Below are 25,860 nucleotides of genomic sequence, written 5' to 3'. Positions count from 1 at the left end.
AATTCGGGCGCTGCGGCGCGGGGATGGCACACTGGTTGTGATTGCGGGCGCTGCTCGTGACCACGAACACACAATCGAGGATTGAACACACCATCATGGAATTGATATTCCCTATCCTGCTGGTCTTCCTGGTCGGCATCATGTTCCTGTCCGTACGTCGCCAGAAGAAGGCGGCCGCGGATGCCAAGGAGATGCAGGAGAACCTGCAGATCGGTGCCCGAATCCAGACGACTTCCGGAATGTACGGGACCATCGCCGGCCTGGCAGACGGCACGGTCGACCTGGAGATCGCCGACGGGGTCGTCACCCGCTGGAACCGGCTCGCCATCCGCGAGGTCGTCCACGCCGACGACCTGGCCGACAGCTACCCCGGTGTCGGGTTGATCGACCCCGATTTCGAGGCGAACGGCATCCACGACGATGATGAGGACCTCGACGCCCTGACCGAGAATGATGACCACATCAGTCTCGACAAGTCGCGCGGAGACCAAGACAAAGCGTAAGACCAACTCGTCACAGGGGCGCCACACGTGTGGTGCCGCGGGCATGTTCGTGGCCGTGGCACGTACCGTGGCAGGCGCCCCTGCGGCGCGTACGGGGTTAGTTGAGCAAAATGAGGAGACGTAGGCAGCGTGGCATCGTCGTCGAACCGTGAGGTATCGCCCTCACGGATGTTGATCGTCTTTTTCTTACTGATGATCGTTACGTATGGACTGGTGTTCTTCACCGGTAGCAAGGATCCGACCCCCAAACTCGGTATCGACCTGCAGGGTGGTACCCGGGTCACCCTCACCGCGCGCACGCCCGACGGGAATGCGCCGAGCCGGGATCAGCTCGACAAGGCCAAGCAGATCATCGAGAACCGTGTCAACGGACTCGGGGTGTCCGGATCCGAGGTGATCATCGACGGGGACAATCTCGTGATCACCGTACCTGGCGACGACGGCAAACAGGCCCGGACACTCGGTCAGACCGCGCTCCTCTACGTCCGCCCGGTTGCGACCGTGCAACCGGCGACCCCTCAGCCCAACGCCTCACCCCCGCCCGCGGGCCAGACCGCGGAAGAGGCCATCGCCGAGGCGAAAGCGCTTCGGCAGGCCCCGAAGGACGCCAATCTCGATGCGTTGACCGCACAGATGGCGAAGATGAACTGCGACCCGGCGGCGCCGGATCCATTGCAGGGCAACGACAACCCGGACGAATACCTGGTGACCTGCTCCGAAGACGGCACCCAGGTCTACCTTCTCGAGCCGCAGATCCTGCGCGGTAGCGATATCGCAGAGGCAGAAGCCGGCACCACACAGGGCGCAGGCGCCTGGATCGTCCGCCTCGACTACAAGGGTGGTGCGAGCGAGCGCTGGTCCAGCTATACGGCTCAGAACATCGGCAAGGCAACCGCTTTCACCCTCGACTCCAAGGTGGTGAGTGCACCCCAGATCAACGGTGCCATCAACGGCACCACCGAGGTCAGTGGCGATTTCACCCAGACAGAGGCCAAGGACTTGGCCAACGTCCTCAAATACGGCTCACTTCCTTTGTCGTTCGAGGCTTCTGACGCAGAGACGGTCTCGGCCACCTTGGGGTGGGCATCGCTGCAGGCAGGGTTGATCGCGGGTCTGATCGGACTCATCGCGGTGTTCATCTATGCCCTGGCGTACTACCGGATGCTGGGAATTCTCACGATCCTTTCCCTGGTGGCGTCCGGGGTCATGGTCTACGGGATCATGGTGCTGCTCGGCCGCTACATCAACTTCACGCTCGACCTCGCCGGAATCGCCGGACTCGTCATCGGTATCGGTATGACGGCGGACTCCTTTGTCGTCTACTTCGAGCGAATCAAGGACGAGATGCGCGAGGGCCGGAGTTTCCGGTCGGCGGTACCGCGTGGCTGGGCCCGTGCCAAACGAACCATCTGGTCGGGCAACATGGTCAGTCTGATCTCGGCGGCCGTCCTCTATTTCCTGGCGATCGGCGATGTGCGCGGATTCGCGTTCACGCTCGGCCTCACCACCATCCTCGACATCGCGGTGGTCTTCATGGTCACCCACCCGCTGGTGGTCTACGCCTCACGATCGAAGTTCCTGTCCAAACCGAACGTCAACGGCCTCGGCGCGGTGACAGAGGTCGCGCGCGAACGCCGTCAGGCCGCCGACGAGCGTACGTCTGTGACCACGAGTCCGGGTTCGTCCACTGATCCGACCTCGGGAGGAGAGCCCAATGGCTGAAGCAGATCGCCTGGCACCGACCAGTGACGCGAACTTCGTGTCCGCCAAGAACCGCTCGATCCTCTCGCGGCTTTACACCGGTACCGGGGCGTTCGAGATCGTCGGCCGCCGCCGGATGTGGTTCATGATCACTGCCGCGATGGTGATCATCTCGCTGGCGAGCATCGGATTCCGAGGGTTCACACTCGGGATCGAGTTCGAGGGCGGCACGCAGATCTCGTTCCCGAAAACCGGCGAGGTGTCGACCAGCCAGGTCGAGGACACCTATTCGAAGGCGCTCGGGGAGGATCCACAGACGGTACAGACAGCGGGGTCGGGCGGAAGCCAGACCGTGCAGATCCGCACCGAGACCCTCAATGCCGCGCAACTGGTGACGATCACCAATGCGATCGCCGAGGAGTTCCAGATCGCGCCGAATGACGTCAGTTCGTCGGACGTGAGCTCCACCTGGGGCGGTGAGATCACCGAAAAGGCGCTCATCGCGCTGTTGGTGTTCCTCGTCATCGTGACGATCTACATCGCGATCCGGTTCGACAGGGAGATGGCGCTGTCGGCCATGGCGGCGCTGTTCTTCGACATCGCCACCACGGCGGGTATCTACTCGCTGGTGGGATTCGAGGTGACCCCGGCCACCGTCATCGGATTCCTCGCCATCCTGGGATTTTCGCTCTACGACACCGTGGTCGTCTTCGACAAGGTCGAGGAGAACGTTCGAGGCGTACTGCACACGAGCAGACGAACCTACGCAGAGCAGGCGAACCTGGCCATCAACCAGACACTCATGCGGTCGATCAACACGACGGTGATCTCCGTGCTCCCGGTGCTGGCGCTGATGGTGATCGCAGTGTGGCTGCTCGGCGTCGGGACCCTCAAAGACCTCGGTCTGGTGCAGATGGTCGGTGTCGTCACGGGTACCTACTCGTCGATCTTCTTCGCCACACCGTTGCTGGTGACGTTGAAAGAACGCCGCCGGGACATCGGGTCGCACACCCGCAAGGTGCTGGCAAAGCGCGCCGAGCGGGACACGCGCGGCACTGCTGCAGTCGCCACCGAGTCGACAGGTGCGGGGTCCACCACAACTCTCACGAAATCGGCGCCCGCAGTCCGTCGTACGGCAGCCTCGCCGCAACCTGGGGCGCGCCCCTCCGGTAAACGCAGGCGCAAGCGCTAGCCTCACGGGTCATGAGCTCCCGCGCGATGATCGGTGCCGCGCTGGCGGCGGTGTCGGTCGGGAGTCTGCTCGTGGCCTGTTCGGAGCCCGCCGAACCGACCATCAACTACGTGGTCGACGCGGCCGTGACCACCTACAACACCGAGACGCTGTCCGGCGCCACCGGTGGCGCGGGGATGGCCCTGTCGAGGGTGCTGCCCGGGTTCAGCTACCTCGGCCCGGACGGCCGGGTCATCGCCGACACCGACATCGGTACGACGGCTATCGAACCCGTGGCGTCGGGTGCTCTGGCGGTCCGCTACGACATCAACCCGCGTGCGGTGTACTCGGACGGTGTCCCACTGACCTGCGATGCGCTGGTGCTGGCGTGGGCGGCCCACAGCGGCCGGTTCGATGGCTTCGACGTGGTCAGCACGGCTGGTTATCGCGACATCGAACAGGTCGATTGCCGGCCCGGTGCCAAGACGGCAACGGTCACGTTCAAGCGCGGGCGTGCATATCGCGACTGGCGGGCGCTGTTCGGGCCGGGAACACTGCTGCCACCGCAGGTGGTCACCAGGGGCGCCGGCATCGCTGACGTCGTCGGCCCGATCCGCCGGCCCGACCGACGTGTGCTTGCCGACATAGCCAGGATCTGGAGCACGGGATGGAGCATGGTCCCGGGAGAGTTCGACCCGGAGGGCTACCCATCGCTCGGCCCGCTGCGCGTGGACGAGTACACCGACGATGGCGGTCTTGTTCTCCGCGCGAACGACCGATGGTGGGGCCAGCCTGCCGGCGATCGCCGGATCACTGTGTGGCCGCGACATTCGGCGCTGGCCGACGATCTGTCCGAGGGAGAAGGTGCGAACTCCGTCGACGTCCTCGACATCGCGGCCGGCACCTATGGCGTCGACCCGGTGCCGCGTGGCGCACACAGTGTCCCGCCGGCAGCTACCGCCGGCCCCGCCCCGATGTCGTCACTCGGGGTCGAGCGTCTCGTGATGGCCGGGTCGGGTGTCCTGGCCGATCCTGCAGTGCGGCGGGCATTCGCGGCCTGCATACCCCGTGATGGTCTGGCCCGCGAGTTCGGTCGGGGCGCGCCGGTCAGCAACAACCACATCCTCGGACCCGACGAACTGCTGACGGGCACCATCGATGCAGAGTTCGGGCGCGACTACCTCCGGGCCGATCCGGTGCGTGCGGGAAACGAGGCGCGCGATGCGCGCCGTGACACCGGAGCTCTGACGGTCCGGGTCGGATACGTCGCTCCGGACGGCAGAAGAGCACAGATGGTCGCTGCGATGGCAGCGAGCTGTCAAGGGGCCGGCATCACCGTCATCGACGTCGCGTCCGACTCGGTCGGCCCGGCAAACCTGGGTGGAGAAGCAGATGCACTGATCACGGCGTCCGGCAACGGCTTCGCGGCGACAGGTGCCGCTGATCCGACCCGGGACACCTACGCCTTCTACGGCGGCGACCCCAGCAACATCGGTGGGTACCAAAATGCCAGGGTCTCTGCGTTGATCGACGAACTCGCGGTGACGGTGCACGCTGCGGATCGACTTCCACTGGTGCGCGAGATCGAAAGCCTGCTGTGGCGTGACATGCCGGCGCTGCCGTTGTTCACCTCGCCCCGAACCCGGCGCGCGGGGGACAATGTCGTACACGTCGTGTCAGGACTGTCACGGTCGGGGACCGGCTGGAACATCGACCGCTGGATGGTGAGCACGCCGTGAACGACCGACACGGCTCCGCAACACGACCGACCGACCGACCACACCGTGAGGACAAGGCGATGAACGCCCAGACACAGACCGGCCGCGAGGCGCTGTCCGCCATAGAGCGCCTGACCCGGAAGGTGGCCGACTTCCCCGCTCCCGGAATCCAATTCAAGGACCTCTCACCCGTTCTCGCCGACGCTACCGGTCTGCGCGCGGTGATCGCCGGTCTGGCGGGATTCGCAGCCGGCGATGTCGACCTCGTCGCGGGAATCGACGCTCGCGGATTCCTGTTGGGTTCGGGTGTGGCCCTGCACCTGGGTACCGGAGTCCTGGCGGTTCGCAAAGCCGGAAAGCTGCCGCCCCCGGTGTTCACCGAGGCGTACACCCTCGAATACGGAACGGCTTGTCTGGAGATCCCGGCGGACGGACTGGACCTCACCGGCGTCCGGGTCCTGGTGGTCGACGATGTCCTGGCGACCGGTGGGACGGTCGTCGCCGCGGTGAAGCTCCTGCGGCAGGCAGGTGCGGTGCCCGTCGCGGTCGCGGTGGTGATGGAACTGGACGGACTCGGCGGCCGCGCCGCGATCGAGACGGCCTGCGGCGACATCGAGGTCTCGGCGCTCGCTCCGGGATAGCGCCGGAGCCATCACGAGGTCAACGCGATCGGGCGACTAGGGTTGGGCGATATCGCCCGCAGTGTCGGACAGGACAGTAGGCGAGATGTACATCAGGAGGTGGTGAGATGGCAGAAGAGACTCCCGGAGCTCTCACGCAGACCTCAGGTGGCGAGATGGGCGACGGCGGCGCGACTGCACCGGCGGTGGATGAGCCCGCCAAGAGCGCCACCGGTTCTGTCCCGACATCGGCCTCCCGCCGGGTGCGGGCCCGCCTGGCGCGGCGTATGACTGCGACCAAGAGTTCGATTCGGCCGGTTCTGGAACCGCTTGTGGCCCTGCATCGTGACGGGTATCCGAAGGCGGACGTCACTGTTCTGCAGCGCGCCTACGACACCGCCGAGTCCAAGCACAGCGGGCAGTTCCGCAAATCCGGCGACCCGTACATCACCCATCCGCTGGCCGTGGCGACGATCCTCGCTGATCTGGGCATGGACACCACCACACTGGTGGCAGCGCTGCTGCACGACACCGTCGAGGACACCGGGTACTCCCTCGAAGCACTGTCCGAGGATTTCGGGCAGGAAGTCGCGCATCTGGTCGACGGTGTCACCAAGCTGGACAAGGTCGCGCTCGGGAATGCCGCGGAGGCCGAGACCATCCGCAAGATGATCATCGCGATGGCGCGAGATCCGCGGGTGCTGGTGATCAAGGTCGCCGACCGTCTGCACAACATGCGGACCATGCGGTTCCTGCCGCCGGAGAAGCAGGCGCGCAAGGCGCGCGAAACCCTCGAGGTCATCGCTCCGCTGGCGCACCGGCTCGGTATGGCGACCGTCAAATGGGAGCTCGAAGATCTCGCGTTCGCCATCCTGCATCCGAAACGATACGAGGAGATAGTACGGCTGGTCGCCGACCGGGCGCCCTCGCGCGACACCTACCTGGCTCGGGTGCGCGCCGATATCGTCAACGCGCTCACCGGTTCCCGGATCGATGCAACGGTGGAGGGCAGACCGAAACACTACTGGTCGATCTACCAGAAGATGATCGTCAAGGGACGCGAGTTCGACGACATCCACGACCTCGTCGGTATGCGTATCCTCTGCGACGACCTGCGTGACTGCTATGCCGCTGTGGGCGTTGTTCATTCGCTCTGGCAGCCGATGGCGGGCAGGTTCAAGGACTACATCGCCCAGCCGCGGTTCGGTGTCTACCAGTCCCTGCACACCACCGTCATCGGACCCGAGGGCAAGCCGCTCGAGGTCCAGATCCGTACCCGCGACATGCACCGGACCGCCGAGTTCGGTATCGCCGCGCACTGGCGATACAAGGAGACGAAAGGCAAACACAGCTCCGATTCGGCCGAGATCGACGACATGGCCTGGATGCGGCAACTACTCGACTGGCAAAGGGAGGCAGCCGATCCCGGCGAGTTCCTGGAGTCGCTGCGCTACGACCTCGCGGTCAAGGAAATCTTCGTGTTCACCCCGAAGGGTGACGTGATCACGCTGCCGACGGGATCGACACCCGTGGACTTCGCGTACGCGGTGCACACCGAGGTCGGGCACCGATGCATCGGCGCTCGGGTCAACGGGCGTCTCGTTGCCCTCGAACGCACCCTCGAAAACGGCGAAGTCGTCGAGGTGTTCACCTCCAAGGCCGCCACGGCAGGTCCCTCGCGAGACTGGGCGACCTTCGTGGTCAGTCCACGCGCCAAGGCGAAGATCAGGCAATGGTTCGCGAAGGAGCGCCGGGAGGAGGCCCTCGAGAGCGGCAAGGATGCGATCGCCAAAGAGGTTCGACGGGGCGGGCTTCCGATCCAGCGGTTGCTCAACAGTGACTCGATGGGCGCCATCGCGAACGAACTGAGGTTCGTGGACGTCTCTGCGCTCTACACAGCGGTCGGTGAGGGCCACGTATCGGCGCGCCACGTCGTCAGCAGGTTGGTGGCGCAACTCGGCGGGCTCGAGGACGCCGAGGAGGAACTCGCCGAGCGGTCGACGCCGTCGACGATGCCGTCGCCTGCACGGCAAACCGGCGATGCGGGCGTCGTCATTCCCGGTGCCGAGGGCGTGCTGGCGAAGCTGGCCAAGTGCTGCACCCCTGTGCCCGGCGACGAGATCATGGGTTTCGTCACCCGCGGAGGCGGCGTCAGCGTGCACCGCACCGACTGCACCAATGCCAGTGCGCTACGGGAACAGTCCGAACGTCTCATCGAGGTGAAGTGGGCGCCGTCTCCGTCCTCGGTGTTCCTGGTGGCCATCCAGGTCGAGGCGCTCGACCGTTCGCGCCTGCTCTCAGACGTGACCAGAGTGCTCGCCGACGAGCGCGTGAACATCTTGTCGGCCTCGGTGACCACCAGCCGCGACCGGGTGGCGATCAGTAAGTTCACCTTCGAGATGGGGGACCCCAAACACCTGGGCCATGTGCTGAACGTGGTGCGCAACGTAGAAGGCGTGTACGACGTCTACCGCGTCACCTCGGCCGCCTGATCTCCAGGCGGCCGAGGCGCTCGGTCAATTCGTGATGGTGGCGGTGCTGATCTCCACCGGCAGAACAGGTTTGCCGTCGGTGGGATTCTCGTCGAGCGATCCGGTCTGCTGGTTCGGACGCAGGCCCGGTGTGATGCCACCCGCGAGAACCTTGTCCAGCACCTGCAGTCCTGGCTCCTCGACCTTGCCGATGACGGTGTAGTCCGCCGGCAGGACGCCGTCCTGGATCACCATGAAGAACTGGCTGCCACCGGTACCTGCTCCGGTTTCCTGGTTCTTGCCGCTGTTGGCGACCGCGATGGTCCCGCGCGGATAGGTCACCGGCTGTGCGCCGGACGTCGGGTCGGGCTCACCGGCAGGCGCGAACCCGGTCGGCGGCTCGTCGGGACTCTGCCAGCCGGGGCCGCCGCGGCCCGTTGCCGTCGGGTCTCCGCACTGCAGCACCTTGAGCTGATCGTTGGTCAGCCGGTGGCAGGAGGTGTCGTTGAAGTAGTTCTGTTTGATGAGCCCCTCGAACGCGCCGACGTTGCAGGGTGCGTCTTTGCGGTTCAATTGCACCGGGATGTCGCCTTGGCTCGTCGCGAAGACGGCGTCGACCGTGCCCTCTTTGAGTTGCTTGTCCCCGGGGATGGGCGCTTTGCGCTGGTTGGGCGCGCCGGCTTTGAGCTCATCGAGGAACTGTTGAAACTTCGGTTGCTGATCTGCCGGTACCTCGGCCGGAACGGTGTCCGGCAGGCCCGCGAACGGGTCGGTCGGGTCGGCGACGAAGCTGCAGGCAGTCCAGCGAGCCTTCTCGTTGTCGTCGGCGACCTTCTTCACGATGAGCGTCGTGGCCACCGCCGCGACGGCCACCACCAGCACCACCGAGGTGGAGATGATGATGATCTTGCGCTTGCGCGCAGCCTGCTGCTGCCGCTCCAACCGCTTCTCCAGCTTGCGTTTCGCCGCCTGCCGTCGTTGCTCGTTGCTCGACACTGCAGAGATCCTCCGTCGAAGTCGTCGTGTAGGGCACATCCCCGTCAGCCGGGGCATCCGGTGCGAGTCTGCCAGCAGTTGCTGAGAGCACGGTATATGAGTGGGACGGTGGCGCGCCGTGGGCCACTGTCCCCGGCCGGGGCCCAAGCGGTTTGCTGTCGCTGGGATGATGGTCTTACACGTTCCCCGACCCAGGAGTACAGACCATGCTGATCACGGGCTTTCCCGCGGGCATGTTCGCAACCAACTGCTATGTGGTGGCGCAACACCCCGGTTCCGATGCGATCATCATCGATCCAGGTCAAGATGCGGCCCCGGGCGTCCGGAAGCTGCTCGCGGAACATGATCTGAACCCGGTGGCCGTGCTGCTCACCCACGGGCATCTCGACCACACCTGGAATGCCACCGAGTTGTGCGACGAATACGGGATACCGGCATTCATCCATCCGGCTGACAGACACATGCTCGCCGACCCGGCCGCTGGGATCGGCCGGGCGCTCGGCGCGATGATCGGCGACACCGTGTTCCGGGAGCCTGACAAGGTGATCGACCTCGTCGACCGCGAAGACCTCGAGGTCGCCGGGCTCACATTCTCGGTGGATCTGGCGCCCGGCCACACGCAGGGGTCGGTGCTGTTCGGAATCGCCGTCGACACCCCCGACGGGCAGGTGCCCGTGTGCTTCTCCGGCGACGTTTTGTTCGCGGGATCGATCGGTCGTACCGACCTGCCGGGGGGCGACCACCAGCAACTACTCGACTCGATTGCCGAGCGGCTGCTGCCCCTGGCCGACGAGACCGTGGTGCTACCCGGCCACGGTGAACAGACGAGCATCGGCCAGGAGCGCGCCTCTAATCCGTTTTTGGTCGATCTGCCCGGTGCCGGGCAGGATGGGACGACACATGATCGTCAGAAGGGACGTCACGGACTGTGAATGCCGGATTTCAGGCTCCGCGGGGGATTCCCGACTACCTCCCACCGCAGTCCGCGCAGTTCGTGGCCGTCAGGGACACGTTGTCGCGGGCAGCGCGGCTGGCCGGCTACTCCCACGTCGAACTGCCGATCTTCGAGGACACGGCGCTGTTCGCACGCGGTGTGGGGGAGTCCACCGATGTGGTGTCGAAAGAGATGTACACCTTCGCCGATCGCGGGGACCGGTCGGTCACCCTGCGTCCTGAGGGAACCGCCGGCGTGATGCGGGCGGTCATCCAGCACGGTCTCGACCGGGGGCAACTGCCGGTCAAGCTGTCGTATGCGGGGCCGTTCTTCCGGTACGAGAAGCCGCAGACCGGCCGCTACCGGCAATTGCAGCAGGTCGGTGTCGAGGCGATCGGTATCGATGACCCTGCCCTGGATGCCGAGGTGATTGCGATCGCCGACGAAGGTTTCCGGGCACTGGGGCTGACGGGCTACCGGTTGGAGATCACCTCGCTCGGCGACGACACGTGCCGTCCACAGTATCGAGGAGCGCTGCAGCAGTACCTCTTCGGGCTCGATCTCGATGAGGACACCAGACGTCGGGCGGAGATCAACCCATTGCGGGTGCTCGATGACAAGCGTCCCCACATCCGGGAGGCGACAGCAGGTGCGCCGCTGATGATCGACTACTTGTCCGATTCCGCGCGTGAGCACTATGACGCGGTGATCGGTCATCTCGATCGCCTCGGCGTTCCGTACGAGAAGAACCCGCGGCTGGTGCGCGGGCTCGATTACTACACGAAGACGACCTTCGAGTTCGTCCACGACGGGCTCGGGGCGCAGTCCGGAATCGGTGGCGGTGGTCGCTACGACGGTTTGATGAAACAACTCGGTGGAAAACTCGAGTTGTCGGGTATCGGTTATGGACTCGGTGTCGATCGCACGGTGCTGGCGTTGGAGGCCGAGGGTCTGGCTGCAGCGAGCGACGCGCGGTGTGAGGTCTTCGGCGTACCGATGGGTGACGCGGCGAAGAGCGAGCTGGTAGCAGTGGCAGGACGATTGCGGGCCGGCGGCGTCCGCGTCGACATCGCCTACGGCGGCCGCGGTCTCAAGGGTGCGATGAAAGCCGCCGACCGATCCGGGGCGCGGTTCGCATTGGTGCTCGGCGACAACGAGATCGACGCAGGTGAGGTCGAGGTCAAAGATCTCGGCAACGGAGAGCAACAACGGATCAAGCTCGATGACGTGGTGGCACACATCATTTCGCAATTGGCGTCCGGAACATGAACCGCCGGATCCGGTTGTGGTGGTCCGCGCTCGCGCTGAGTGTGGTGATCATGGCCGGATCCGTGGCCTGCACGTTCACCGTCAGCGGTGATCCCGCTCCCGCTCCGCAGACCGGCCGGACCTGGGGAAGTCAGGCCCACACCCCGACGTTCCCGGTCGCCGAGAACCCACCCGATTAGCCGCCGAGCGTGCCGACAACGCCGCCGAGCGTGCCGTTACAGTCGTTGATCGTGCCCCTATAGGCAGTGATCGGGTGCTGGGTGCCGTCGGACTGACCAAACGGCCCGGTCAACGGTTCTAAGGGCCCGGTCAACGGTTTTAGGGGCCCGGTCGGTGGTCGGTTCGGCACGGTCGGTGGTGGGTCAGCCGAGTTCGGCTTTCAGGACGTCGAGGCTGACGCCGCCCAGCGCAAGCACTTTGCTGTGGAAGTCCTTGAGCGAGTGCGTCGGATTGGTCCGGGCATACGTGTCGCGGGCCTGCTGCCACACCCGTTGGCCCAGCGCGTAGGACGGCGCCTGCCCGGGCCAGCCGAGATAGCGGTTTAGTTCGAACCTGAGCACGGTGCGGTCCATCGCGACCGCGGCGGTGAGGAAGGCCCAGGCCTTCTCGGCGTCCCAAGTTCCGCCGCCCACCGATTCCGGTGCCCGTAGACCACAGTGCACACCGATGTCGACCACCACTCGAGCGGCCCTAAGTCGTTGAGAATCGAGCATTCCCATGCGGTCGCCGGGATCGTCGAGCCAGCCGAGTTCTCCCATGAGCCGCTCGGCATAGAGCGCCCAGCCCTCACCATGGCCGGACGTGAACGACGCCAGCTTGCGCCATCGGTTCAATTCGGGACTGACCATCGCGGACCCGAGTTGCAGGTGATGGCCGGGGACGCCCTCGTGGAAGACGGTGGTCGTCTCCTGCCAGGTGTGGAAGACGTTCTGCTGCGGGGGAACCGACCACCACATCCGGCCTGGACGTGACAAATTCTCGCTGGGCATCGTGTAGTAGATGATCCCCGTCGCAGACGGCGCGAGTCGGCACTCGAGCGCGGTCAGCTCCGCCGGGATGTCGAAGTGCACCTTCCCGACCTCGGCGGTCGCGCGATCGGAGAGGTCCTGCATCCAGGCGACGAAGCCGGCGCGATCGGTCATCTGGTACCGCGGATCGGCATTCAGTGTTGCCAATGCGCCGGCAATTCCTTCCCCCGGTGCGATCTGCTCGGCAAGCATCTCCTGCTCTGCCACAATCGAATCGAGGAGTTCCAGCCCCCATGCGTATGAATCGTCGACGTCGATGTCGGTCCCGACGAACTCGGCCGAATGCAGCTGATAGCGATCTCGGCCGACGGCGTCGGCATCCGTGGTCCGGGGGAGCACCTCGTCGCGTAACACCGCTGCGAGTGATGCCATCGCTTCGCCCACCCGGCTGCGCAGGTCGTCGAGGAGTTCGACCTGATTCGTGGACTCGATAGCGGTCGCATTGCTGAAGATCGACGCGGTCGCGGTGTCGGCTTGATCGGCGACGAGCCCGACCTGGCGGCTGGTGAGCTGCGGGCCGGATCCGAGGCGGTACCGGAGGCCCTCGATGATCGATTCGACGGTGCCCGGGATCTGGGTGAGCCTGGCGAGGAAGACGTCCTGTTCGGCGGTGGTGCCCGTCGGCATCAGGTCGAAGACGTCCCGGACCGACTGCAGAGGCGATTCGATGACGTTCACCTCACCCGTACGCAGGCCTGCGTCGTCGATCGCGAGCGACCGGCGGAGCTGATCGCTCATGGTGGCCACGGTCACGCGATCGACGTCGTTTGCTGCCGGCTGACCTGCCAACGCTGTGAGTGCATCACCTCGAGCGGTGGCCCGATCGGCCTCACCCTCAGGGGAGAAGTCGGTCAGCAGATGATCGTGGCCGGTCACCCCGAGGTGCGTGGCCTCGATCGGGTTCAGGGCGCAGGAACGTTCGAGGTATCCGTCGGCGATGCGGTCGACCCGGCCGGCCGCGCGCGTCACAGGCTGCCCGCAGCGAAGGTGTCGCAGGAGTTCGGATCCCCCGAGCCATAGCCGACATTGAACCAGCGCACCCGCTGATCGGACGACCCGTGCGTCCAACCTTCGGGGTTGGAGCTGTCGCCTTGAATCGCGTCGTCGCCGATCGCCTTTGCCGTCTGGATGACATCGTTGATCTGTTGCTGGGTCAGCGGCTCGAGCATCGCGTCGGGACCCTTGTCCGCGTGAAACGCCCAGACCCCGGCCAGGCAGTCGGCCTGCAGTTCGATTCGAACCGACCCCGACGTCGGTCCGGCCGCGCCCTGTCGCTGGCCTTTCTGTAAGGCACCGGTCAGGTATTCGATGTGGTGGCCGTATTCGTGCGCCACGACATACTCCTGCGCCAGGGGTCCGTCGCCGCCACCGAGGCGATCGGTGAGGACGTCGAAGAACGACGGGTCGAAGTACGCGGTCTGGTCGCCGGGGCAATAGAACGGGCCGACGTCCGAGGTGGCCGGCCCGCATGCGGTGTCGACGCTGCCCTCGAAGATCTTGGTCTGAGGTGGCTGGTAGCCGGGCATGATGTCGGCCCACACCGCGTCGAGGCTGTTCGTGGTCGCGACGATCCGGCAGACCGTGTCCTCGTTCGCCTTCTCGATGGTGCACCCCTGGATCTGCTCGTCGATCGCCGATTGGTCCTGCGACGAGGACGTCGACGTACTCGAGCCGTCGCTGCCGAGCCCGAGTACACCGGGGTCGAAACCGAAGAGTGCGGCGACGATGACAATGATGAGCCCGGCGCCGCCACCGACGGCGAGTTTGCCGCGGCCGCCGCCGCCCCCTGAAACATTGCTCGTGTCGAGTGGTCCGCCACCTCGGAATGTCATGCGCTCAGCATCCCATGAGCAGGGGCGTTCTCGGCCGAATGTGGTCGCCGTAGGATGTTGCACGACACGACTTCAGTCAGCTTCGAGAGGAACACTGTGCTGCGCACCCATTTCGCCGGATCACTGCGAGCCGAGAACGCCGGGCAAACGGTGACGTTGACCGGCTGGGTGTCGCGCCGGCGCGACCACGGCGGGGTCATCTTCATCGACCTGCGGGACAGCTCCGGTCTCGCGCAGGTGGTCTTCCGGGACGAAGCCGTCGCGACGCCGGCACACCGGTTGCGTGCCGAGTACTGCGTCCAGGTGACCGGTCTGGTCGAGCAGCGCCCGGCAGGTAGCGAGAACGCGAACCTGGAGTCGGGTGACATCGAGGTCAACGCCACCGAACTCGTCGTCCTCAACGAATCGGCTCCGCTGCCGTTCCAGCTCGACGAGAACCCGGGCGAAGAGGCCCGGCTCAAGTACCGCTACCTCGATCTGCGGCGCGAGGGTCCGGGCAACGCCCTGCGCCTGCGGTCGAAGGTCAACCAGGCCGCCCGCAACGTCTTGTTGGATCACGACTTCGTCGAGATAGAGACGCCGACGCTGACGCGGTCGACCCCGGAAGGCGCCCGCGATTTCCTGGTGCCTGCGCGGCTGCAGCCCGGCACGTTCTATGCGTTGCCGCAGAGCCCGCAGTTGTTCAAGCAGTTGCTGATGGTGGCCGGGATGGAGCGCTACTTCCAGATCGCTCGTTGCTACCGCGACGAGGACTTCCGTGCCGATCGCCAGCCAGAGTTCACCCAGCTCGACGTCGAGATGAGCTTCGTCGAGCAGGACGACGTGATCACGGTCGCCGAAGAAATCCTGACCGCTCTGTGGAAGCTGATCGGTGTCGACATCACGACCCCGATCCCGCGGATCACCTACGCCGACGCGATGCGCCGCTTCGGCAGCGACAAGCCCGATCTGCGATTCGGACTCGAGCTCGTCGAGTGCGCGGATTATTTCAAAGACACACCGTTCCGGGTCTTCCAGGCGCCCTACGTCGGCGCCGTGGTGATGCCGGGCGGGGCCGGACAGCCACGCAGGCAGCTCGACGCCTGGCAGGAGTGGGCCAAGCAGCGCGGAGCAAAGGGACTCGCGTACGTGCTTGTCCAAGAGGATGGTTCGCTTGGCGGCCCCGTTGCAAAGAACCTCTCAGAGGCCGAACGTGCTGGCCTGGTTGCTCACGTCGGCGCCAACCCGGGGGACTGTGTGTTCTTCGCGGCCGGGCCGGCCAAGGCCCAGCGGGCGCTGCTGGGTGCCGCTCGCGGCGAGATCGCTGCGCGGCTCGGCCTGATCAAGGAAGGGGATTGGGCGTTCACCTGGGTCGTCGACGCCCCGCTCTTCGAACCCGCGGACGACGCCACCGCCAGCGGTGATGTGGCGGTGGGGTCGGGAGCGTGGACCGCGGTTCACCACGCCTTCACCTCGCCGAAGCCGGAATCCCTCGACGTGCTCGAGTCGGATCCGGGGTCCGCGCTTGCGTACGCGTACGACATCGTCTGCAACGGCAACGAGATCGGCGGCGGGTCGATCCGTATACATAAGCGTGAGGTCCAGGAGCTTGTCTTCAAGATCATGGGCATCAGCACCGAGGAGGCGCAGGAGAAGTTCGGATTCCTGTTGGATGCCTTTGCCTTCGGCGCGCCTCCGCATGGAGGCATCGCGTTCGGCTGGGATCGCATCACCGCCCTGCTCGCCGGCCAGCCGTCGATTCGCGACGTGATCGCCTTCCCGAAGTCCGGTGGCGGTGTCGATCCGCTGACCGACGCGCCGGCAGCGATCACTCCGGCGCAACGCAAGGAATCCGGGATCGACGCAAAGCCCCCCGCCGCGAAGGAAACCGGCCCGAAAGAATCCGCGTCAAAAGAGGCCGCGCCAAGAGAAACTGTGCCAAAGACCGCGGAGGCGACGACCACCGGTACATAATCAGGCGTGCTGCACCTGCGGATCATCAGTCCGGCCAAGCGGTCTGACGACGTGGTCGACGCGTTGCGGGAGTGCATCGGTGTCACGCATGTGACGAGGGTGCCCGGCGCGGCGCTCGAGCCGGCCGGTGACCTGATCGAGGCGGACGTCACGCGTGAAGCCGCAAACGAATTGCTCAAACAGCTTCGCGCGCTGGAACTGGTGACCGACGGCGCCATCGTGGTCGAACTGCTCGATACCGTCTTGTCGAATGCGGCCGAACAGGCCGAACGGGATGCGCCCGGCGGCCCGGAGGACGCGGTCGTCTGGGACGAACTGCTCGAGCACACGAACGAGGACGCCACCCTCAGCGTCACTTTCCTGGCGTTTCTCTGCCTCGCCTGCCTGCTCGCAGCGGTCGGAGTGGTCACCGATTCACCGGTGACCGTCGTCGGCGGCATGGTGGTCGGACCCGAGTTCGGGCCGTTGGCGGGTATCGCGGTGGCGATCGTGCGGCGCAAATTCTCGCTGGCCCGACGATCGGTCCTGGCCCTCGCCGTGGGCTTTCCCTTGGCGATGGTGGTGACGGGTGCGGGAGCAGTGGTCGCCGAACGCCTGGGGTGGATCGCCATGACCGACGTGACGACCGCCGACCAACTCGACTTCATCTACCAGGTCGGACCATTCTCTCTCGTCGTCGCGCTGCTGGCGGGCGCTGCCGGGATGCTGTCGCTCGTATCGTCGAAATCGGCTGCGCTGGTGGGGGTTTTCATCTCTGTCACCACGGTGCCTGCCGCAGGCTACGCTGTCGTCGCGGCCACCCTCGGGCAATGGCGGGTGGCCGCAGAATCCACCGCGCAGCTGGTGATCAACCTCGTCGGCATCGTCGTCGCCGGAATCGCGGTCCTGCTGATCCACCGGGCCCACAGCCGCCGTACGACCCGCAAGGTGGCCTCGACACGGCGGTAGCCGGTTTCCTCGCGCGAGCCCGGCGTCATCGCCGAACTTGTGATGAACTTGCAGCCAGGGTTTTTACCGGCGCATGGAGGTATTGGTCGTTGACCATCAAGGTGGCACTCGAACACCGGACCACGTACAACTTCGACAGGTTGACGAAGGTGTATCCGCATGTGCTGCGGCTGCGTCCGGCACCGCATTCGCGTACTCCCATCGAGGCCTATTCTCTGAAGGTCGAACCAGCTGAACACTTCATCAACTGGCAGCAGGACGCGTTCAGCAACTATCTTGCGCGACTGGTGTTTCCGGAGCCGACGAACGTCTTGAGCTTCACCGTCGGTTTGGTGGCCGATCTGACGTCGATCAACCCCTTCGACTTCTTCATCGAAGAGTTCGCCGAGTACGTCGGATTCGCCTACCCCGAGGAATTGCGGCGCGACCTTGAGGTCTACCTGCGTCCGGTGGATTCGGCGGGCGACGATCCGCTCGTGACGAAATGGGTGGAAGACCACCGGGTCACCGGTAAGACCAGGATCATCGACTACCTGGTGGCGCTCAACAGTGCCGTCCGCGACGACGTCCGCTACACGGTGCGTCTGGAAGCCGGTGTCCAGGAACCGGAGTTCACCCTCGACAGTGGCATCGGCTCGTGCCGAGATTCGGCCTGGCTGCTCGTCGCGATCCTCCGCAGGCTGGGGCTGGCCGCGCGTTTCGTCTCCGGTTATCTGGTCCAGCTCACCTCGGACATCAAGTCGATCGACGGTCCGTCCGGGCCCGACGCCGACTTCACCGACCTGCACGCGTGGACCGAGGTGTACCTGCCGGGTGCCGGCTGGGTGGGGATGGATCCGACGTCGGGTCTGTTCGCCGGAGAAGGACACATCCCGCTGGCCGCGACACCGCATCCCGGCGCGGCGGCACCGATCACGGGGGCCACCGGCAAATGTCATGCGGTGATGGACTTCTCGAACGAGGTCACCCGGTTCCACGAGGACCCGCGTGTGACGCTGCCGTACACCGCCGACCAGTGGGGCAAGATCGTCGATCTCGGGGCCGACCTCGATGCCCGGATGGCCGCCAGCGATGTCCGGCTGACCGTGGGCGGAGAGCCGACCTTCGTCTCGCTCGACAACCAGGTCGATCCGGAATGGACCACCGCAGCGGACGGACCGCACAAGCGCTCGCTGGCGTCCGACCTCACCGATCGACTCAAGAAGATCTACGCGCCGACCGGGTTGGTCCAACGTGGGCAGGGCAAGTGGTACCCCGGCGAGCCGCTGCCGCGCTGGCAGATCGACCTGATCTGGCGCGCCGACGGCAAAGCGTTGTGGAGCAACCCGGACCTCCTGGACGACCCGTGGCCGACGAAGGCCGCCGCGCAGACGACGATCGACTGGCAGTCCCCGGGTGGACTGGGACCCGCGGATCCTGCGACGGCGAAGTCGCCCAAGGCGTTCATCGAATCGCTGGCCCGCCGGTTGCGGTTGCCCGATTCGCAGGTCGTTCCGGCCTACGAGGACCCACTGTTGAGGTTGGCCGAACTGGTCCGACTGCCAGTCGGCATGCCGCCGAACAAAGAGGCTGAAGCGACCGCGGCGGTTGAGAAGGACATCGACCCCGAGACCGACTCCGACGACCGCCGGCAGCAGTTGCTGGCGGAACTCGATTCGTCGGTGAGTACACCGACGGCATACCTCCTGCCGATCAGCCGGAACCCCCGCGGTGTCGGCTGGGTCAGTGCTCTCTGGCGTACCCGGCGCGGGCGTCTCGTCCTGAGTCCTGGTAACTCACCGGCGGGGCTCCGGCTGCCGCTCAGCGCGCTCTTCTGGGAGGGGCAACCACAGTTCTTCCCGGCGGATCCCACCGCATTCGACATCGAACCGCTGGCAGACCTGACAGCACTGCCGGAATTCCCGCCACCCCCGGAGCCGATCGACCCGGCCGCCCAGGAGTCGGACGCACCGGACGCCGCCGCACCGGAGGCGCCGCCGACAGGGATGGCCGGGGAACCACTGCCGCGCCCGCGTCCCGGTACGTCGGTGACGCCGGACGGTACGCACGGGGACGGCGAACCGCTGTGGATCACCCCGGAGATGCAGGTCGAACGGGCGAGAGCCGCTGCGGCGGCCCGGGCCGCTCGGGAGGCGGAGGCCGCAGTCGCCGAAGCAGCTGCACGTGTGCAGGCGGAAGCGCCGCAGGCCGGCGCCGCGCCGGGCGCAACCGACTCGGAAGCCGAGGGTGATCTCGTCGACCCGAGTGGGCGCGCTGTGACCGCGCTGGTCGCAGAAGAACGCGGCGGGGTCCTGTATGTGTTTCTGCCACCGACCGAGACCGGCGATGACTTCGCGGAGCTGCTCAACCTGGTCGAGCGCAGCGCCGCGGAGATCGGTAAGCCCGTCGTCGTCGAGGGTTACGGCCCACCGTCGGACCCACGACTGACGTCGATGACGGTCACCCCGGATCCCGGGGTGATCGAGGTGAACATCCAGCCGACAGCGTCGTTCGCCGAACAATCGGAACTCCTCGAAACCCTGTACGACCAGGCCCGCCGGGTACGCCTGGGCACAGAGTCGTTCGACCTCGACGGCAGCCACGGTGGTACCGGTGGCGGGAACCACATAACGCTCGGCGGCATCCGTCCCTCCGAGTCGCCGATGCTGCGCCGCCCGGACCTGCTCGTCTCCATGCTCACCTACTGGCAACTGCACCCGTCGTTGTCGTATCTGTTCTCCGGGCGGTTCATCGGGACCACCTCGCAGGCCCCACGCGCCGACGAGGGTCGCGAGAGCGCACTCTACGAACTCGAGGTCTCGTTTGCTGAGATCGACCGGATCACCGAAGAGATCCAGGCCGGTGCGACCGGGTACCACCTGCCGTGGGTGACCGACCGAGCGCTGCGCCACCTGCTCACGGACATCACCGGCAACACGCACCGGGCCGAGTTCTGCATCGACAAGTTGTACAGTCCCGACTCCACCCGTGGCAGGCTCGGGCTGCTGGAACTGCGGGGCTTCGAGATGCCGCCACACCACCAGATGGCCATGGTCCAGTCGCTACTGGTCCGCAGTCTGGTCTCGTGGTTCTGGGACGATCCGTACCGCGCGCGGCTGCAGCGCCACGGCGCTGACCTGCATGGACGGCATCTGCTGCCGCATTATGTGATCGACGACATCGCGAACGTCGCAGAGGATCTCCGTGAGGCCGGCTACGACTTCGACACCGCCTGGTTGGCGCCGTTCACCGAGTTCCGGTTCCCGCGCCTGGGAACCGTCCACATCCGCGACGTAGAGATCGAGTTGCGCGGCGCGATCGAGCCGTGGAACGTCCTCGGCGAGGAATCGACCGCCGGTGGTACCTCCCGCTACGTCGACTCCTCGATCGAACGGGTGCAGGTACGCGTGCTCGGCGGCGACAACAATCGGTTCATCCTGACCTGCAACGGAGTCCCCGTTCCGCTGACTGGTACCGGTCGGGCGGGGGAGTCGGTGGCCGGGATCAGGTTCCGGGCGTGGCAACCTCCGAGTGCGCTCCACCCGACGATCACCATCGACACCCCACTCGTGTTCGACCTCGTCGACACGCACAACGGTCGGTCTGTCGGCGGCGCCAAATATCACGTCGTCCATCCCGGTGGCCGGGCGTACGAGCGCCCGCCCGTCAACGCGGTGGAGGCCGAGTCACGTCGTAACGGCCGGTTCGAAGCCTCCGGGCACCGGGCCGACGCCGTCGACACTGCGAAGCTACGCGAATTCGCGGCTCGTCTCGCGACCGATTCGGGTGTACCGATGATCCTCGACATGCGGCGAGCACGTACAGTCCTTCGGTGACATCGCCCAGGGTTGAACCCACCGGAATTCTGGACCGATATCGGTCTGACCGGTTCGGATTGTTCGATCTTGCCGCCCTGCCCCCGAACGCGGATGCGACGTCCGCGGGTACCGTGACCGCATCGCCGACCGGCGTCTTCGACGAACTGCTCGACGGGGCCGGGGCGTTGCGTGGCCAGTGGGCCGATCTGATCGAAGGGTACGAACGTCTCGGCGACGCGGGTTTGCGTCAGGCCGATCGCCGCGTGCGGACCCTCGTCGACGACGACGGGATAACCTACAACGCTCCGGCCGATGCCGGGACGCAACAACGACGGTGGCAGCTCGACTGCGTGCCACTGCTTGTCGACGGCGCCCGCTGGCAGGAACTCGAGAAGGGGATCGCGCAGCGCGCGCGTGTGCTGGATGCGCTGCTCTCCGACATCTACTCCGACCAGCGGACCATCACCGCGGGTGTGCTGCCGCCCGAGATGGTCTACGGACATCCTGGCTACATTCGGAAAGCGGCCCGCTTTCCGCAGACCCAGCCGCACAGTTTGTTCCTGCACGCCTGTGACATCGGCCGCGGGTCCGACGGCGAACACCTCGTCTTCGCCGACCGGGCACAGGCGCCGTCCGGTATCGGTTACGCGATCGCCGACCGCCGTCTCATGTCGCGGGCGTTCCCTCGGCTCTTCCAGCGCTGCGTGCCGCGACCGACCGCAGCGTTCGCCGCGACGCTGCGGCTCGCGCTGTTCGAGTACGCGCCGCGGGGTATCGAAGACCCCACCGTGGCGGTGCTCACCCCGGGCTCGTTGTCGGAGACGGCATTCGACCAGGCCTATCTCGCCTCGATCCTCGGGTTCCCACTGGTGGAGGCAGCCGACCTGGTGGTCCGCGACGGTGCCGTCTACATGCGGTCGCTCGGCAAGTTCAAACGCCTCGACGTGATTCTGCGCCGCGTGGACTCCAGTTATTGCGACCCGCTCGACCTGCGAACCGACTCCCGGCTGGGCGTCACCGGACTCGTGGAGGCGATCTCGCGGGGGTCGGTGACGGTGCTGAACACACTCGGCAGCGCAGTGATGGAGAACCCGGCCTTGAACACGGTGCTGGCTGCCGCATGCCGGTATCTCCTCGACGAGGACCTACAGCTGAACTCGGTCGAAACCTACTGGGCCGGCGACGATCTGCAACGCTCGAAGTTGACGGTCGAGATGTCTGACATGACGGTCTCGAACTTCCGGACCGGCGAAGAGATCCTGGGTCCGACGCTGTCCGCCGGGGATCGGTCTGTTCTGGCCGCCCGGATCGAGAGCGAACCCTGGCAGTGGGTCGGACGGCGACTGACCTCGTTCTCGGTGGCGCCGTCGACCACCCCGGGACCGTACCGGCGTACGGCGATCGGTTCGCCGCTGCGGGCTGCGCCGGTCGGTATCCGCGCGTTCAGCGTCGCGCAGGGATCGGGCTACGCCGTGATGCCGGGTGGTCTCGGTCACGTGCTCGCGGACGGCCACGCCGGGTCGGCGATGACGTCGATCGCGGGCAAGGATGTGTGGGTGACAACGGCGGAGCCAGCCGGTACGCAGGCTCGGGTGCCCGAGTCGGCGGAGCGGCCTGTGCGGGACGCGACGATCGTCGTGAACGGTAGCGACTCCGCGGCGACGAATCGCGGTACCGATGCCGCGGTGGTCAGTTCGCCCCGCGTGCTGTCGGATCTGTTCTGGTTCGGCCGTTATGGCGAGCGCGCCGAACTGACCACGCGGATGGTCAGGGTCGCGCGTGAGCGTTACGAGGACTACCGGTACCGGCCGTGGATGACGGGGACGGCGTCTATTCCACTGTTCCTGGCCGCAGTCGCGACGACCACCGGGACGGGCGGAATCGTCAAGGGTGCCAAGAACATCGGTGACCATTCTGGGGAGGGCGCCCCGGAACCCGACGAGGTGCAGGCGGCGACGCTGCGACTGCACGCCATGACCAGTGCACGCCGGTCACCGGGCTCGGTGGCGTTCGCTGTGGACCGGATGCAGCAACTCGCGCGGGCGGTTCGGGATCAGCTCTCGACGAGCACGTGGATGGTGTTGGGTGCAGTGGACCGTGCACTCACCGAACTCGGACCGCAGCCCGTCCTGGACTCCGAGTCCGATGAACGCGATCTGGACGGATCGGGTCTGGGCCGGGCGCAGGACGACATCCTGCACGGATTGTTGGCGTTGGCCGGATTGCAGGCGGAGTCGATGGTCCACGACCCCGGCTGGTTGTTCATGGACATCGGTCGCCGGATCGAGCGAGCCCAGATACTCGCCTCGCTCACCGCAGCGGTGCTGGTGACACAGCGGGACGCGGACACCGAGCAGGGTCTTCTCGAGGCGTATCTGGTGGCCAACGAGTCGGCGATCATCTACCGGCGGCGTAACCGCGGAATCGTCCGGCTGGGGTCGGTCGCCTCGCTGATGCTCTTCGACGAGGGCAATCCGCGGGCGATGATCTACCAGCTGGCCACCCTGCGCGAGGACCTCTCGTCGTTGCCCACCGACGTCCGTTCCGCTGCCGCCGAGCGGGTCGTCGAGGACCTGGTCTCCGAACTGCGCCGCGTCGATCCGGTCGATCTCGCGGCCATCGGCGCCGGCGGCCGACGAGTCGAGCTCGACGATCTGATGCGCACGTTGAATTCGGGTCTCCGAGAGATCTCGGACGTGTTGGGTCGAACCCGATTCGCCTATCCGGTGGAGATGCAGCCTCTGTGGGGCGCGGGTTCGCAGGTGCAGTTGTGAATTCCCACATGGGCCGATACCAGAACGGTCAATCCGAGAACGGTCAGTCACAGCAGCCCGCAGCCCGCCGGTACCGGGTCACCCACCGCACGCGGTACGACTACGACAACGTGGTGTCGAGTTCGTACGGCCGCGCGTACCTGCAGCCCCGTGATCTGCCGGGGCAGCGGGTGCTGACCAGCGAGGTGATCATCGACCCCGAACCGTCCGACCGGTCGACCGGAGTGGACATCTACGGCAACTCCGACAGCTATTTCCACGTCCGCGCACCCCACCGACGGCTGGAGGTCACCGGTACGTCGACGGTCGAGGTGGATCCGATCGACCAGGGCCTGCTCGAGTCGCCGGCGGCACTCGGATCGTGGGAAGCCGCCCGGCCACTCGGCCCGGCATCCGCCCGGGCGGTCGAGTTCCGGCTGGATCTCTACCCGCCGGAGATCAGCCCCGCCGTGCGCGACTACGCCGCGACGATCTTCACCCCCGGCGTGCCTCTGATCGATGTGGTGGTCGAGCTGACGCGGCGGATCTTCCGCGACTTCACCTACCGCTCGGGATCGACCCAGATCAGCACCCGGGTCGAGACCGTCCTGGACCGTCGTGAAGGGGTCTGCCAGGATTTCGCCCGTGTCGCGATCGCATGTCTGCGTTCGCAAGGGCTCGCTGCCCGATACGTGTCCGGATATCTAGTCACCGACCCACCACCGGGCAAGGAACGGATCTTCGGTGCGGACGCGTCTCATGCCTGGGCCGCGGTGTGGTTGCCGGGGGACCGGTGGATCGCGTTCGACCCGACCAACGACACCCTGGTGGGCGAGCGGCACGTCACCGTCGCGTGGGGACGCGATTACGAGGACGTACCCCCGCTGCGAGGGGTCATCTATACCGAATCCCGCAAGAGCAAAATCGATGTCTCGGTGGATGTCTCCCCAGTTCCCTGACACGAGTTGTCTTATCGACTATGGTTCGCGGCACAGTTGGGTAGGTTGTAGGGGATGACTGTTCTAGCCGATAGCCACATCACCGGCGCGGTGCAGGCAGCCGAGCGGCTTCTCGCCGCTCGCGCCGGCTCCCCGGTGTCCTTAGCCGACCCGCAAGACCTCGGCGGGAGTGGGCGCACCGAAGTAGTGCGGGTGCGTGTTGCGCAGAACCCGTTCTCCGGCGATCGCACGCTGGTGATCAAGGTGCTCGGTGACGGCGACGCCGTGTCGGGTGAGGCGTTCATCCGGGAGGTCGCGTCCTACAAGTACGCGACGGCGCTGCCGACGACGTCGCGCCCGGGACCTGCATTGATCGCGTTCGATCTGCGCGCCAAGGTGCTGGTGCTCAGCGACCTCGGCGACGGCAGGTCGATGACCGAGTTGCTCGGCAGCAACGACGTGGTGGCCACGTCCAATGCCGTCAGTGCGTGGGGACAGGCCTTGGGTCGGATGCATGCCGCGACGGTCGGTGGCGAGAACGACTTCGCGGCGCTGTTGCGGCAGGGCGCCGAGGGGATCGCAGTGGACGCACTCCGCGCACAGTTCGATGCTGCGGTCCGGGCCGCCCCGCGGGTGATCGCCGACGTGTTCGGTCTCACGGTCGACCCAGAGGTGCTCGGCGCGCTGGAGAAGGCGGGTGAGCTGTTCCGGGAGGGTGAGCACCGTGCGTTCAGCCCTTCTGACGTCGGCCCGGAGAACATCCTGATCAACGACGAGGGTGTGCAGTTCATGGACTACGAGTGGGGCGGTTTCCGAGACGCCTCGCTCGACATCGCGTATGCGCTGGTGACATTCACCCCGTGGCTGTCCGGCGACACCGGTGTTCGTCGGGTGGATCTCGAGACCTCGATGATCGATGCGTGGCGCTCCGAGGTCCAGGGGATCTGGCCGGCGCTGGGGTCGGACCGCGAACTCGCCCGTAAGACCGTGCTCGCTCGGCTGGCGTGGGTGTGGCTGTCCACGATGTGGATGCTTCCGGTGGACGAGTCCGACGTGGGCCGCTCGGATGAGCCCCACGGTCTCGCGCTCAGCACCTCGGATCCTCGGGTGATCGTGGACCGCTGGTCCGGTCTGGCCGACGCCGCGCGCCGCGCGCACGCACCTGGACTTGCCGAGTTCGCCGACACCGTGGGTCAGGCGCTCGACTCCTCGTGGCTGCACTGATCAC

The 25,860-nt window shown here is 66.1% G+C and carries 18 protein-coding genes; 15 read left to right on the top strand and 3 right to left on the bottom strand.

The window, feature by feature from the left end; translation table 11 throughout:
- Nucleotides 1-95 precede the first annotated feature (95 nt).
- From yajC to J3S28_RS06860, 6 genes are all read left to right on the top strand, one after another.
- Entirely contained in the window at nucleotides 96-503 is a 408-nt protein-coding gene (gene yajC, locus J3S28_RS06885) for a preprotein translocase subunit YajC (RefSeq protein WP_237341137.1), read from the top strand.
- A gap of 192 nt (nucleotides 504-695) precedes the next feature.
- Nucleotides 696-2,225, top strand: coding sequence for a protein translocase subunit SecD (secD, locus tag J3S28_RS06880; RefSeq protein ID WP_372435951.1), 1,530 nt, complete (start codon nucleotides 696-698; stop codon nucleotides 2,223-2,225).
- Nucleotides 2,218-3,396, top strand: coding sequence for a protein translocase subunit SecF (secF, locus tag J3S28_RS06875; protein ID WP_207839098.1), 1,179 nt, complete (start codon nucleotides 2,218-2,220; stop codon nucleotides 3,394-3,396). Before secD ends, secF begins: the two co-directional genes overlap by 8 nt.
- A gap of 11 nt (nucleotides 3,397-3,407) precedes the next feature.
- Complete coding sequence (locus tag J3S28_RS06870) at nucleotides 3,408-5,114, top strand: ABC transporter substrate-binding protein (protein ID WP_237341136.1); 1,707 nt, start codon at nucleotides 3,408-3,410, stop codon at nucleotides 5,112-5,114.
- 59 nt (nucleotides 5,115-5,173) lie between these two features.
- Nucleotides 5,174-5,734 carry an adenine phosphoribosyltransferase gene (locus tag J3S28_RS06865; protein WP_207839096.1) on the top strand — a complete coding sequence of 187 codons (561 nt, stop codon included), beginning with the start codon at nucleotides 5,174-5,176 and terminating at the stop codon, nucleotides 5,732-5,734.
- Between the two features lie 155 nt (nucleotides 5,735-5,889).
- Nucleotides 5,890-8,205: a RelA/SpoT family protein gene (locus J3S28_RS06860; protein ID WP_372435967.1), complete on the top strand. Its 2,316-nt coding sequence runs from the start codon at nucleotides 5,890-5,892 to the stop codon at nucleotides 8,203-8,205.
- 24 nt (nucleotides 8,206-8,229) lie between these two features.
- On the opposite strand, the gene J3S28_RS06855 is transcribed toward J3S28_RS06860, so the two are convergent.
- The gene (locus J3S28_RS06855) at nucleotides 8,230-9,180 is read right to left on the bottom strand and encodes a peptidylprolyl isomerase (RefSeq protein ID WP_207839091.1); all 951 of its coding nucleotides are present in this window, start codon (nucleotides 9,178-9,180) and stop codon (nucleotides 8,230-8,232) included.
- A 206-nt stretch (nucleotides 9,181-9,386) separates the two neighbouring features.
- Here J3S28_RS06855 and J3S28_RS06850 point away from each other — a divergent pair, with 206 nt between their 5' ends.
- From J3S28_RS06850 to J3S28_RS06840, 3 genes are read left to right on the top strand one after another with little or no spacing between them, the layout of a single operon-like run.
- Nucleotides 9,387-10,112 (top strand): MBL fold metallo-hydrolase, encoded by a 726-nt coding sequence (locus J3S28_RS06850; protein WP_207839088.1) that lies wholly within the window; start codon nucleotides 9,387-9,389, stop codon nucleotides 10,110-10,112.
- Complete coding sequence (gene hisS, locus J3S28_RS06845) at nucleotides 10,109-11,383, top strand: histidine--tRNA ligase (protein WP_207839085.1); 1,275 nt, start codon at nucleotides 10,109-10,111, stop codon at nucleotides 11,381-11,383. Before J3S28_RS06850 ends, hisS begins: the two co-directional genes overlap by 4 nt.
- Entirely contained in the window at nucleotides 11,380-11,562 is a 183-nt protein-coding gene (locus J3S28_RS06840) for a hypothetical protein (protein WP_207839082.1), read from the top strand. Before hisS ends, J3S28_RS06840 begins: the two co-directional genes overlap by 4 nt.
- A 183-nt stretch (nucleotides 11,563-11,745) precedes the next feature.
- Here the strand turns inward: J3S28_RS06840 and J3S28_RS06835 are convergent, their stop codons facing one another.
- Together J3S28_RS06835 and ypfJ are read right to left on the bottom strand one after the other, a co-directional pair.
- Nucleotides 11,746-13,380: a DUF885 domain-containing protein gene (locus J3S28_RS06835; protein ID WP_207839079.1), complete on the bottom strand. Its 1,635-nt coding sequence runs from the start codon at nucleotides 13,378-13,380 to the stop codon at nucleotides 11,746-11,748.
- Nucleotides 13,377-14,243, bottom strand: coding sequence for a KPN_02809 family neutral zinc metallopeptidase (gene ypfJ, locus J3S28_RS06830; protein ID WP_207839076.1), 867 nt, complete (start codon nucleotides 14,241-14,243; stop codon nucleotides 13,377-13,379). Before ypfJ ends, J3S28_RS06835 begins: the two co-directional genes overlap by 4 nt.
- A 96-nt stretch (nucleotides 14,244-14,339) precedes the next feature.
- Here ypfJ and aspS point away from each other — a divergent pair, with 96 nt between their 5' ends.
- From aspS to J3S28_RS06800, 6 genes are all read left to right on the top strand, one after another.
- Nucleotides 14,340-16,196, top strand: coding sequence for an aspartate--tRNA ligase (gene aspS / locus J3S28_RS06825; RefSeq protein ID WP_207839074.1), 1,857 nt, complete (start codon nucleotides 14,340-14,342; stop codon nucleotides 16,194-16,196).
- A gap of 6 nt (nucleotides 16,197-16,202) precedes the next feature.
- A complete protein-coding gene (locus J3S28_RS06820) occupies nucleotides 16,203-17,144 on the top strand; it encodes a DUF389 domain-containing protein (RefSeq protein ID WP_207839072.1) in 942 nt (313 codons plus the stop codon).
- A gap of 89 nt (nucleotides 17,145-17,233) precedes the next feature.
- On the top strand, nucleotides 17,234-20,959 hold the full coding sequence (locus J3S28_RS06815) for a transglutaminase family protein (protein WP_207839070.1): 3,726 nt from the start codon (nucleotides 17,234-17,236) through the stop codon (nucleotides 20,957-20,959).
- Entirely contained in the window at nucleotides 20,956-23,715 is a 2,760-nt protein-coding gene (locus J3S28_RS06810; RefSeq protein ID WP_307796911.1) for a circularly permuted type 2 ATP-grasp protein, read from the top strand. The genes J3S28_RS06815 and J3S28_RS06810 overlap by 4 nt, the downstream gene beginning before the upstream one ends.
- An 8-nt stretch (nucleotides 23,716-23,723) precedes the next feature.
- Nucleotides 23,724-24,653, top strand: a complete 930-nt coding sequence (locus J3S28_RS06805; RefSeq protein WP_207839541.1) for a transglutaminase family protein — start codon at nucleotides 23,724-23,726, stop codon at nucleotides 24,651-24,653.
- 54 nt (nucleotides 24,654-24,707) lie between these two features.
- Complete coding sequence (locus tag J3S28_RS06800) at nucleotides 24,708-25,856, top strand: hypothetical protein (protein ID WP_207839068.1); 1,149 nt, start codon at nucleotides 24,708-24,710, stop codon at nucleotides 25,854-25,856.
- Nucleotides 25,857-25,860: the final 4 nt, after the last annotated feature.

This window comes from Williamsia soli, from assembly GCF_017377795.1.
Classification (GTDB): domain Bacteria; phylum Actinomycetota; class Actinomycetes; order Mycobacteriales; family Mycobacteriaceae; genus Williamsia; species Williamsia soli.
Note: the sequence above shows the minus strand (reverse complement) of the source record. Positions and strands in the feature narration are given on the sequence as shown.

What these genes read in the sequence shown, in the direction of transcription:
- J3S28_RS06860 (WP_372435967.1), top strand. Translation starts at nt 5,890, where the DNA reads ATGGGCGACGGCGGCGCGACTGCACCGGCGGTGGATGAGCCCGCCAAG.
- J3S28_RS06840 (WP_207839082.1), top strand. Translation starts at nt 11,380, where the DNA reads ATGAACCGCCGGATCCGGTTGTGGTGGTCCGCGCTCGCGCTGAGTGTG.
- ypfJ (WP_207839076.1), bottom strand. Translation starts at nt 14,243, where the DNA reads ATGACATTCCGAGGTGGCGGACCACTCGACACGAGCAATGTTTCAGGG.
- yajC (WP_237341137.1), top strand. Translation starts at nt 96, where the DNA reads ATGGAATTGATATTCCCTATCCTGCTGGTCTTCCTGGTCGGCATCATG.
- J3S28_RS06805 (WP_207839541.1), top strand. Translation starts at nt 23,724, where the DNA reads ATGGGCCGATACCAGAACGGTCAATCCGAGAACGGTCAGTCACAGCAG.
- J3S28_RS06870 (WP_237341136.1), top strand. Translation starts at nt 3,408, where the DNA reads ATGAGCTCCCGCGCGATGATCGGTGCCGCGCTGGCGGCGGTGTCGGTC.
- J3S28_RS06800 (WP_207839068.1), top strand. Translation starts at nt 24,708, where the DNA reads ATGACTGTTCTAGCCGATAGCCACATCACCGGCGCGGTGCAGGCAGCC.
- secF (WP_207839098.1), top strand. Translation starts at nt 2,218, where the DNA reads ATGGCTGAAGCAGATCGCCTGGCACCGACCAGTGACGCGAACTTCGTG.
- secD (WP_372435951.1), top strand. Translation starts at nt 696, where the DNA reads ATGATCGTTACGTATGGACTGGTGTTCTTCACCGGTAGCAAGGATCCG.
- J3S28_RS06850 (WP_207839088.1), top strand. Translation starts at nt 9,387, where the DNA reads ATGCTGATCACGGGCTTTCCCGCGGGCATGTTCGCAACCAACTGCTAT.
- J3S28_RS06865 (WP_207839096.1), top strand. Translation starts at nt 5,174, where the DNA reads ATGAACGCCCAGACACAGACCGGCCGCGAGGCGCTGTCCGCCATAGAG.